Origin of the sequence: Sphingomonas sp. CCH5-D11, from assembly GCF_001557395.1 — a bacterium.
Lineage (GTDB): Bacteria > Pseudomonadota > Alphaproteobacteria > Sphingomonadales > Sphingomonadaceae > Sphingomonas.
This window is the reverse complement of record NZ_LSKH01000123.1, coordinates 1-10,009: the sequence shown is the minus strand read 5'-3', so window position 1 is coordinate 10,009 and position 10,009 is coordinate 1. Positions and strand designations below refer to the sequence as shown.

Genomic DNA, 10,009 nt, shown 5'->3' with positions numbered 1-10,009 from the left:
CCCACAACGTCATGCCGGGCTTGTCCCGGCATGACGAAGAAGGGAGCCGCTGCCTCCACTCGCCCGGTCATCCCGGACTTGATCCGGGATCCAACCCTCCCCCCACGCTGCGCTCATGCCTCCAGCGACAGCATCCGCGGCACCTTGGATCCCGCCGCAAGGCCAGGATGACCAACGAATAAAACTGGCGACACACAACGAAACACGACAAAGCCACCCCCATCTGACAACAATCATGCGGGAATGGGGATGACGAGAGGCCAGGAGATCGCCGCCAAGGTCGAGGCGTTCGTGCGCGAGCGGATCGTGCCCTATGAGCGCGATCCGCGCTGCGGGACGCACGGGCCATCCGACGCGCTGGTGCAGGAGATGCGCGGGCTCGCGCGCGAGGCGGGCGTGCTGACACCGCACATCCTGCCCGACGGCGGCCACCTGACGCATCGTGAGACGGCGGACGTGCTGCGCGCCTCCGGCCTCTCCCCGCTCGGCCCGCTGGCGGTCAACGTCATGGCCCCGGACGAGGGCAACATGTATCTCCTCGGGCAGAAGGCGAGCCCGGAGCTGAAGGAGCGCTTCCTCAAGCCGCTGGTCGCCGGCGAAGCGCGCTCAGCCTTCTTCATGACCGAGCCCGCCACGGATGGCGGCGCCGGCTCCGACCCGTCGATGATGCTGACCACTGCGGTGCGCGATGGCAATCACTGGGTCATCAACGGCCGCAAGACGTTCATCACCGGCGCGGACGGGGCGAAGGTCGGCATCGTCATGGCCAAGGCTGACGAGGGCGCGTCGATGTTCCTGGTCGACCTGCCCGATCCCGCGATCCGCATCGAGCGCGTCCTCGACACGATCGACAGCTCGATGCCCGGCGGCCATTCCGTGGTCACGATCGACAATTTGCGCGTGCCGGCCGACCAGATGCTCGGCGACCCGGGCGACGGCTTCAAGCTTGCGCAGGTCCGCCTCGCGCCCGCCCGCCTCACCCACTGCATGCGCTGGCACGGCGCCTGCGCCCGGGCGCATGAGATCGCGACCGATTACGCCAACCGCCGGCACGCCTTTGGCAAGCCGTTGGTCGACCACGAAGGCGTCGGCTTCATGCTGGCGGAAAACCTCATCGATCTGAAGCAGGCGGAGCTGATGATCGACTGGTGCGCCGACGTGCTCGACACCGGCGTGCTGGGCACGGTGGAAAGCTCGATGGCAAAGGTCGCCGTTTCGGAGGCGCTGATGCGTATCGCCGACCGCTGCGTCCAGGTGATGGGCGCGACCGGCGTCAGCGGCGACACGATCGTGGAACAGGTGTTCCGCGAAGTGCGCGCCTTCCGCATCTACGACGGCCCCACCGAAGTCCACAAATGGAGCCTCGCCAAGAAGGTGAAGCGGGATTGGAAGGCGGCGCAGGGTTGACCCGTCGGCACACCGTCGTGCCGGGCTTGTTCCGGCATGACGGGTGCCGCAAACCTGACGGCCGCTGAGTACGCGGATGACTGGATGCCGGGACAAGCCCGGCATGACGGAAGATGGAGAGGATACCAATGCTGGGCCTGATGCAATCGGGGCAACTGACGGTCGACACGTTCCTTGATCACGCCGCTACCTGGTCGCCGACCCGTGACGTAGTCTCCCGCGACTGGACCGGCGCCGTCACCCGCACCGACTATTCCGCCGTCCACGCCATGGCGAAGCGCGTCTCCGCGGCGCTCGCCCGCGCCGGCATCCGGCAGGGCGACCGCGTCGCGACGATGGGCTGGAACACCCATCGCCACCTCGCCGCCTGGTATGGGGCGACCAACATGGGCGCGGTGCTCCACACGCTGAACCCGCGCCTGTTCCTCGAACAGATCGCCTATATCGCCAATCATGCCGGCGATCGCATCCTGCTCGTCGATCCGAACTGCGCCGACATCGTCGCGCAGCTGCTGCCGCAGGCGCCGGGCATCGAGCGGGTGATCTTCCTGTGCGATGCGGCGTCCATGCCGGCGACGGACTATGCCGCCACCGCCTTCGAAGATTGGATCGCGGGCGAGCCGGCGGAATATGCCTGGGGCGGGTTTGACGAGAACCTCGCCTGCGGCCTCTGTTACACCAGCGGCACGACCGGCAATCCGAAGGGCGTGCTCTATTCGCACCGCTCGAACTATCTTCACACGATGCTGACGCTTCAGGCCGATGCACTGGCGCTGTCCGCACGCGATACGGTGCTGCTCGTGGTGCCGATGTACCATGCCAATGCCTGGGGCGTCGTCTATTCCGCCCCGGCGGTCGGCGCGAAGCTGGTGCTGCCCGGACCGCGAATGGACGGCGAGTCCATCTGTGATCTGATCGAATCCGAAGGCGTCACCTACTCGGCCGCGGTGCCCACCGTCTGGCAGGGTTTGCTCCAGTATCTGCGCAGCTCCGGGCGGCGGATCGACTCGCTCCAGCGCGTCACCATTGGCGGTTCTGCGGTGCCGGAAATGCTCGTCCGCGCCTTCCGCGACGATTTCGGCGTGGAGGTCACGCAGGGCTGGGGCATGACGGAGACCTCCCCCCTCGCCACCCTCTCATCGCCCAGCGCGGACGTCGCCGCGATGGATGATGACGCGCAGGTCGCCTACAAGATCAAGCAGGGCCGCCTGATGTGCGGGCTCAGGTTCAAGCTGACCGACGATGATGGCCATGTCCTGCCGCACGACGGCGACACCTTCGGCCACCTGAAGATCAAGGGACCGACGATCGTCTCCTCCTATTTCGGCGGCGAGGGCGGCGACATCCTGGATGAGGAGGGCTTCTTCGATACCGGCGACGTCGCCACCATCGACGCGCGCGGCTATATGCAGATCACCGATCGCGCCAAGGATGTGGTGAAGTCGGGCGGCGAGTGGATCAGTTCGATCGAGATCGAGAATATCGCCATCGGCCACCCGGCCGTGGCGCTCGCGGCGGTGATCGGAGTCGCGCATCCCAAATGGGACGAACGGCCCGTCCTCCTGTGCCAGCTGAAGCCGGGCGCATCCGCCACCGGAGAGGATCTGCTCGCCTTCCTGCATGGCAGGATCGCCAAATGGTGGATGCCCGACGACGTTGTTTTCGTTGAAGAGATCCCGCTCGGCGCCACGGGAAAGATAGACAAGAAGCTGATCCGTCAGCGCATGGAAGGCTATGTTCTGCCGGGGTCACCGGGCTGATTAAATAGTTAGGATTGCTAAGGAACAAAATTTCTGGCAATCCGCTATTCCGCCATGGGCGCCCAATTGAAAGAGGTCACGGCGGCCGAATGCACGGCGATGTTGCGCCTTGTGCTCGACTGTCTGGATCGTACCTCGCCGGAAAAAGATGGTCCCGATGCGCAGGCCTTGTCGCTTGCCGCACTTCATGTGCAGCAAGCGATTGACCTAATTGACCATCCGCACGCACTCGATTCCTAGCTGGCGATTGCTGTCGATCGTATCGTCCAGCGCGCGCTCGACCCGCGCAATGGCTTCAGGCGTCAGTTGCGCATAGCTCTTGCGCTTGTCGAATGGATCCGCCTCACGGATCACCAGCCCGCGCTTCTCCAGAAGCGCAACCCAGCGCAGCCCGGTGCTGGGCGGCACTTTGGCGGCCAGGCACAATGACGTGATGGACGTGGCGGTGCGCTGCCGGTGGTGGACGTAGAGCTCCAGCAGGATGCTCCACGCCGGATCGAAGAACAGATCGTCCCCGAATGCGCGGTCGCGACAAGCGCGCGATCGGATCCAGCCCATCGCGACATTCAGCCGAGCGGCGGCGATCGACGCGGCAGGGGCTGACGGCGCGGTCGCTTCTATAGCCGCTACCACATCGGCATTGGGAGGGATGGGCGGAGTGGAGATCGTTTTGGAAAGCTCGGCCAACACCTTCTCGATTCGTTCAAGAATAGGATTATCGTCGGCTCCCATGGCCATCTCCGAACTCCCCTTGTGCCGGCGTGTTTCCGCCGGATGCTCCCAGCCCTACGCTTGAACAACATATCCGTTCCGGCAACAACCCGTGTCAAAACAGTTTTTCTGGTCTTATCATAAAGTTAACCACATCGGCCGCGTGGCATCATGACGCGGCGTCCGACGCGCGCTAAGCGGGCGGGATGATTTCGCGCCGATCCTTGCTGGTCACGGGCGGGGCCGGCCTTGGCCTTGCCGTCGCCTGGGCTGCCTGGCCGCGCCGCTATGCCGTAGATCTGGCGCCGCAGCGCGGGGAAACGCCGATCGGGTCGTGGCTGAAGATCGCGGAAAGCGGCCGCATCACGGTCGCCGTGCCACAGGCGGAGCACGGCCAGGGTGTCTACACCACCCTCCCGCAAATCGTGGCGGATGAGCTTGGCGCAGACTGGCGGACGATCGGTGTCGAAGCCGCGCCGCTGAACCCGGTCTATGCCAATCCCCTGGCGGCCAAGGCGCTCTTCGATGGCGGCCTCGCACACGTGCCCGATGCGATCCGGCGCGAACACTGGGTTCGTTCCGCCCTGCTGCTGACCGGCGGCTCCACCTCCGTGCGCATGTTCGAGGATGCGCTTCGGGAGGCAGGCGCCGCCGCGCGCGTGCTGCTGGCCAAGGCGGCGGCGGCGCGCTGGGAGATCGATTGGGAGCAGTGCGAAACCAGCGACGGCATGGTGGTCAGCGGCAATCGCCGCCTGCGCTTCGGGGAGCTGGCGGCCGCAGCGGCCGGTTTCGATCTGCCCGACGAGCTGCCACTGCGCATCGGCGATGAAGGGCGGCTTGCCGGCCAATCGCTGCCGCGGCTGGATGCGCCGGCCAAGGTGGACGGGTCGGCGAACTTCACCGCTGACGTGCGCCTGCCCGACATGGTGTTCGCCAGCATCGCGCAGGGGCCCGCAGGCGGCGCGAGCCGGCTGGTGCGGGTCGACAAGGCGGCGGCGGACCAGGTCCGGGGCGTTCTCGCCGTCGTGGAGAACGAACATTGGGTGGCCGCGGTCGCGAACAATGGCTGGGCCGCGATCCAGGGCGTGGCGGCGCTACGACCGCGCTTCGAGACGCGCGGCATGCTGGCCGATAGCGCGGCGATCGCCCGTGCGCTCGATGCCGCGTTGCAGGTCGAGGGCGATCGGCACGCCGGCGTCGGCGACATTGCGGATGTGCTGCGCGGCGATGTCGCCCGCGTCGATTATTCCGTCGGCATCGGCATGCACGCTGCGCTCGAAACGCCGACCGCCACTGCCTGGTGGCATGGTGATCGGCTGGAATTGTGGCTCCCCACCCAGGCGCCGGGCCTGGCGCGTGCCGCAGCGGCGCGGGCGCTCAGCGTGGCCGAAAGCGCCGTGACGATCCATCCGATGCTGGTCGGCGGCTCGTTCGGCCAGTCGCTGGAACATGATGCTGTCGTGCAGGCCGCGATGATCGCGCTGTCCGTCAGGCGCCCGGTCCAGCTCACCTGGTCGCGGCGGGAGGCGATCCTGCATGATCGTGTCGGTGCCCCCGCCAAGGCCCGCATGGCCGCCCGCCTGTCCAGCGATGGGCGCATTCTCGGCTGGCATGCGCGGATCGCCACGCCGGCCACCGGCGCCGCTTTGACAGAACGGCTGCTGCACGCCGATCCGCTCGCCCGCATGGCCAGCGCCCTGCCCCGCCGGGCGGATGGTTATGCCATGTCGGGCGCGGTGCCGGCTTACGGGCTTCCGGCGCTCGCCGTGGATCATCACCGCGCGGACATCGCCCTGCCGGTTGGGCATCTTCGCGGCGGCGCCGATCGGGCGAACGCCTTTTTCACCGAATGCTTCATCGATGAACTGGCGCACCGTGCCGGCGCGGAGCCGATGTCGTTCCGTATCGCCATGCTCGGGCACGACGCACGCCTCGCCCGCTGTCTCACCACCGCAGCGTCGCTTGGCGGCTGGGACGGCGGGCGGCCCGGCAGCGGACAGGGGCTTGCCTGCCACGCCATGGCCGGCAGCATGATCGCCGTGCTGGCCGAGGCACATTATGACGCCACCGGTCGTCCGGCGGTATCGCGCGTCGTCGCAGCGGTCGATTGCGGCCGCGCGATCAACCCGGATATCGTGCGTCAGCAGGTCGAGGGCGGCATCATGTTTGCCATCGCGCTCGCCACCGGCCGCTCGCCATCTTTCCAGGCCGGGATCGCCGACGCTCGCACGCTGGGCGATCTTCGCCTGCCGCGCCTGGCCGACACGCCCGAGATCACCGTGGAGCTGATCCCGAGCGCCGCCGATCCGGGCGGCGTCAGCGATCTGGGCGTTCCCGCCGTCGCGCCTGCCATTGCCAATGCGCTTGCGTCCGCCACCGGCAACCGGCCGCGCCATCTACCGTTTGGACCTGCATGAAAAAGCCAGCCGATCACCCGCCGATACCGCCACGTCGCGTGGGTGTGCTCCTGATCAACCTCGGCACGCCGGACGCGCCCGACGCGCCGGCGGTGCGCCGCTATTTGGCGGAGTTCCTGTCCGATCCGCGCGTGGTGGAATTGCCCAAATTGCTCTGGCAGCCGATCCTGCGCGGCGCGGTGCTGACCACCCGGCCAAAGAAGTCCGCTCATGCCTATCAACAGGTCTGGCGCGAGGATGGATCGCCGCTCGCCGCCATCACCCGCGCCCAGGCCCATGCGCTGGAGGGCGCCTTCGGGCCAAACGTCACGGTCGATTATGCCATGCGCTACGGCCGTCCCGCCATTGGCGATCGCCTCCAGGCGCTGAAGGATGCCGGGTGCGAGCGGATCCTGCTTGCTCCGCTCTATCCGCAATATTCCGGCGCTACGACGGCCACCGCGAATGACAAGGCGTTTGCCCGGCTCGCCGCGATGCGCTGGCAGCCGGCGGTGCGCACCCTGCCGCCCTATCACGACGATCCCGCCTATATTGACGCGCTCAAGGCATCGATCGAGGGCAGCCTGGCGACGCTCGACTTCACGCCCGACGCGCTGCTGACCAGCTTTCATGGCATGCCGGAGCGCACGTTGCGGCTCGGCGATCCCTACCATTGTCATTGCCACAAGACGGCGCGCCTGGTGCAGGAGGCGCTTGGCCGCGAGGTGATGGTGACGTTCCAGTCCCGCTTCGGTCGGGCCAAGTGGCTGGAGCCCGCGACGGATGTGGTGCTGCAGGAACTGCCCGCCAAAGGCATCCGCAAGGTCGCGATCGTCGCCCCAGGCTTCTCCGCCGACTGCCTGGAAACGCTGGAGGAACTGGCGATCCGCGGGCGTGAGACGTTCATGGAGGCGGGCGGCACGCACTTCGCCTATCTCCCCTGCCTCAACAACAGCGCGGTCGGCATGGATTTGTTGCGCACTCTCCTCGCCCGGGAGCTTGAAGGCTGGGTGGCGCTTCCCTAGCCTCGCCGCGCCTGAGCGAGGGAGAACGGAGCATGACACGGGTAGCGATCGTCACCGGCGGCACGCGCGGCATTGGTGAAGCGATCAGCCTCGCGCTGGAGGACTTGGGCCTGACCGTCGCGGCCAATTACGCCGGCAACGACGCGGCGGCTGCCGACTTCACCGAACGCACCGGCATCAAGGCGTATAAATGGGACGTGAGCGACCATGAAGCTTGCCTTTCCGGCGTTGCGCAAGTGGCGGCGGAGCTCGGCCCGGTCGATGTGCTGGTCAACAATGCCGGCATCACGCGCGACGGCACGATCCTGAAGATGACCTATCAGATGTGGAAGGATGTCATGGACACGAACCTTGGCGGCTGTTTCAACATGGCCAAGGCAGTGTTCCCCGGCATGCGCGAGCGCGGCTGGGGCCGGATCGTCAACATCGGCTCGATCAACGGCCAGGCGGGGCAGTACGGCCAGGTAAATTATGCCGCGGCCAAGAGCGGCATCCACGGCTTCACCAAGGCGCTGGCACAGGAGGGCGCGCGCGTCGGCGTGACGGTAAACGCCATCGCGCCTGGCTATATCGACACCGACATGGTGGCTGCGGTGCCCGCCGACGTGCTCGACAAGATCGTCGCACGCATCCCCGTCGGCCGCCTCGGCCAGGCGCATGAGATCGCCCGCGGCGTGGCGTTCCTCTGCTCGGAGGAAGGCGGCTTCGTGACCGGCTCGACGCTCAGCATCAACGGCGGCCAGCATATGTATTGAGCGGCGCAGGCGCGCCGCCGCGGTGAGGACCGGGCCTTTATTGGACTCCGTCTGCCACCGGGTCAGGCCATTCCGACGCGCAGATGCCGGTCCGGCAGCGTCGCCGCCACCTCCGTGCGCGCCTGGCGGACCGTTTCGGAAATCGCGCCGCAGCGTCGCGGCAGCCCCACAAGGCTGAGCGCATAGCCGATGATCGCACTGCCGCCGTAACCCACAAGCGGCGTCGGATAATTGCCCAGCGCGGCGGCCACGATCGTGGCGAACCAGACTGCGCCGAACACCGCATAGGTCGCCCGATTGTCCGCATCGCGGCGCCAGCCGATGATCGCCGGGATCAGAAGCAGCGCCAGCCCGATCCATATCGCCAGGCCCGCACCGGCGTGCAGGTCGAACGACGAATAGAGGATCTGGTCGACATACGGGACCGCGATCAGCGTGTCGGCCCGGACCATGGTTGCGCCAAAGGCCGCGACACTCGCGGCCAGCGCCACCATGACGTGGCGATCGCGGCTTGTGCCCGCCAGCGCGGCGAGGCCCAGCGAAAGGATCCCCGCCATTGCCCGGTCGGGCTGCAGCGCCACGGCAGCAGCGGCAGCGACGATGCCAGCCGTGGCCAGCACGCTACGGGCGCGCGAGAAGGCGACCAGCATGAGCGGCACCAGGATCGAGCTTGGTTGAACGGCCAGTCCACCCAGGCTCACCCAGCGCGCGGCACCATCCGCCCGCGCGCCGAGGAGCGCCGTCGCGAGCAACGCCGCTGCCATCGCCGCAATGGCTGCGCCGATCACCTGCCGCCCGGTCGTCTGGATCTGCCCGAGCAGCGCCAGCATCGTCAGCCCGATCGCCAGCGCCCCGGCGTTGATGCCCAGATAGCGCCCCGGCGCGCCGGCCACCGCCATATAGGCCAGGCCGAGAATGACGGCACCGATCGCACAGACGATGCCGATCGTACGCGGGCGACGTGTCAGGGCGTCATTGATGTTCATGGCTGTGGAACCTCCGGCGAACGGATCGCCATCGCCGATCCGCGAGGCGAAAGGCTGGGACAGATGCGATGCGATTGCCTGCGGGATGAGCCCGCACAGGCTGTGGATCGCGAACAGAAGGGCCGTGGTGTCGTTGGCGATGCCCGATGTCTCGCACCGGATCGCCCAGCCCCAGGATTGCAGCGCCGGCGGCAGCATCGCTTGAAGCGCCCGGCAGACGAGATCGGCAAGACGGCGGCGCAGCCCCGCATCGCCAGGCGTGAAACTCATATGATGGCCTCGCGCCGCTTCGCGGCCGGCGTTGTTGTCGACACCGGCGGATTGGCGCGGGCAAGCTCCACCCCGCTGGCGGTCAGCCGATAGGCATGTCGCGGCGGGCGCCCGCCTTCGCTCGGCTGTTGCCATTCCGCTTCAAGGAAACCTTGCGCCTCGAGCCGTATCAGGAGCGGGTAAAGCGTGCCGGATTTCACACCGGCAATCCGCGCCAGTTCATAGCCGTGCGACCAACGGCCACTGGCATCGAGCAAGACGGCCAGCACCGTTCGCGCATGAGGGGAAAGGGCACGCATACGCAACTTCTCTACCTAGATAGACTATAAGTCAAACGGTGATTTTGCTTCAGCAGGTTGCCGGCTGCGCCAACGTCACGGACGGACGGCAGCTTCTGCGAGCAACCGACGCCTGCAGGGGCAAAGTAGGCCGGTGGTGGTGCCGCTTGAGACGGGCAGTCGCGTGAACCAGTCAGTGCGATCGGCGGCCCGCTCGCTTCCTTGCAAGCACGGGAGCGGCAAGCCCCTTCCAACCGGCGCACTGCAGCGCCTACACCCTAGCCCATGTCGCTTGCCGATCGCTTTCACCTCGCATTGCCGTTGATCCAGGCGCCCATGGCTGGCGTGTCGACGCCGCTGCTCGCGGCCGAGGTGTCGGAGGCGGGCGGGCTGGGGTCGATCGGCGTGGGTGCGACTGACG

At 67.2% G+C, this 10,009-nt stretch carries 9 protein-coding genes; 6 read left to right on the top strand and 3 right to left on the bottom strand.

The window, feature by feature from the left end; all coding sequences use genetic code 11:
* Positions 1–249 precede the first annotated feature (249 nt).
* Both AX702_RS07990 and AX702_RS07985 read left to right on the top strand, forming a co-directional pair.
* Positions 250–1,407 carry an acyl-CoA dehydrogenase family protein gene (locus tag AX702_RS07990; protein WP_066778341.1) on the top strand — a complete coding sequence of 386 codons (1,158 nt, stop codon included), beginning with the start codon at positions 250–252 and terminating at the stop codon, positions 1,405–1,407.
* A 128-nt stretch (positions 1,408–1,535) separates the two neighbouring features.
* Complete coding sequence (locus AX702_RS07985; RefSeq protein WP_066778339.1) at positions 1,536–3,167, top strand: long-chain-fatty-acid--CoA ligase; 1,632 nt, start codon at positions 1,536–1,538, stop codon at positions 3,165–3,167.
* A 207-nt stretch (positions 3,168–3,374) separates the two neighbouring features.
* Here AX702_RS07985 and AX702_RS07980 read toward each other — a convergent pair whose 3' ends face one another.
* Positions 3,375–3,905 carry a winged helix DNA-binding protein gene (locus tag AX702_RS07980; protein ID WP_066778336.1) on the bottom strand — a complete coding sequence of 177 codons (531 nt, stop codon included), beginning with the start codon at positions 3,903–3,905 and terminating at the stop codon, positions 3,375–3,377.
* Between the two features lie 179 nt (positions 3,906–4,084).
* Here AX702_RS07980 and AX702_RS07975 point away from each other — a divergent pair, with 179 nt between their 5' ends.
* From AX702_RS07975 to phbB, 3 genes are read left to right on the top strand one after another with little or no spacing between them, the layout of a single operon-like run.
* Positions 4,085–6,295 (top strand): xanthine dehydrogenase family protein molybdopterin-binding subunit, encoded by a 2,211-nt coding sequence (locus AX702_RS07975; RefSeq protein WP_066778335.1) that lies wholly within the window; start codon positions 4,085–4,087, stop codon positions 6,293–6,295.
* Positions 6,292–7,299 (top strand): ferrochelatase, encoded by a 1,008-nt coding sequence (gene hemH, locus AX702_RS07970; RefSeq protein WP_066778334.1) that lies wholly within the window; start codon positions 6,292–6,294, stop codon positions 7,297–7,299. The genes AX702_RS07975 and hemH overlap by 4 nt, the downstream gene beginning before the upstream one ends.
* A 32-nt stretch (positions 7,300–7,331) precedes the next feature.
* Entirely contained in the window at positions 7,332–8,054 is a 723-nt protein-coding gene (gene phbB / locus AX702_RS07965) for an acetoacetyl-CoA reductase (protein ID WP_066778332.1), read from the top strand.
* Between the two features lie 62 nt (positions 8,055–8,116).
* Here the strand turns inward: phbB and AX702_RS07960 are convergent, their stop codons facing one another.
* Together AX702_RS07960 and AX702_RS07955 are read right to left on the bottom strand one after the other, a co-directional pair.
* Positions 8,117–9,310 (bottom strand): hypothetical protein, encoded by a 1,194-nt coding sequence (locus tag AX702_RS07960; protein WP_066778331.1) that lies wholly within the window; start codon positions 9,308–9,310, stop codon positions 8,117–8,119.
* On the bottom strand, positions 9,307–9,609 hold the full coding sequence (locus AX702_RS07955) for a PadR family transcriptional regulator (RefSeq protein WP_066778321.1): 303 nt from the start codon (positions 9,607–9,609) through the stop codon (positions 9,307–9,309). Before AX702_RS07955 ends, AX702_RS07960 begins: the two co-directional genes overlap by 4 nt.
* A gap of 264 nt (positions 9,610–9,873) precedes the next feature.
* Here AX702_RS07955 and AX702_RS22005 point away from each other — a divergent pair.
* The coding region (locus AX702_RS22005) for a nitronate monooxygenase (protein WP_197420530.1) at positions 9,874–10,009 on the top strand (136 nt) is incomplete at its 3' end.

Excerpts from the sequence above, each read along its gene's own strand:
- AX702_RS07980 (WP_066778336.1), bottom strand. The coding sequence starts at position 3,905 with ATGGCCATGGGAGCCGACGATAATCCTATTCTTGAACGAATCGAGAAG.
- phbB (WP_066778332.1), top strand. The coding sequence starts at position 7,332 with ATGACACGGGTAGCGATCGTCACCGGCGGCACGCGCGGCATTGGTGAA.
- hemH (WP_066778334.1), top strand. The coding sequence starts at position 6,292 with ATGAAAAAGCCAGCCGATCACCCGCCGATACCGCCACGTCGCGTGGGT.
- AX702_RS07955 (WP_066778321.1), bottom strand. The coding sequence starts at position 9,609 with ATGCGTGCCCTTTCCCCTCATGCGCGAACGGTGCTGGCCGTCTTGCTC.
- AX702_RS07975 (WP_066778335.1), top strand. The coding sequence starts at position 4,085 with ATGATTTCGCGCCGATCCTTGCTGGTCACGGGCGGGGCCGGCCTTGGC.
- AX702_RS07990 (WP_066778341.1), top strand. The coding sequence starts at position 250 with ATGACGAGAGGCCAGGAGATCGCCGCCAAGGTCGAGGCGTTCGTGCGC.
- AX702_RS07960 (WP_066778331.1), bottom strand. The coding sequence starts at position 9,310 with ATGAGTTTCACGCCTGGCGATGCGGGGCTGCGCCGCCGTCTTGCCGAT.
- AX702_RS07985 (WP_066778339.1), top strand. The coding sequence starts at position 1,536 with ATGCTGGGCCTGATGCAATCGGGGCAACTGACGGTCGACACGTTCCTT.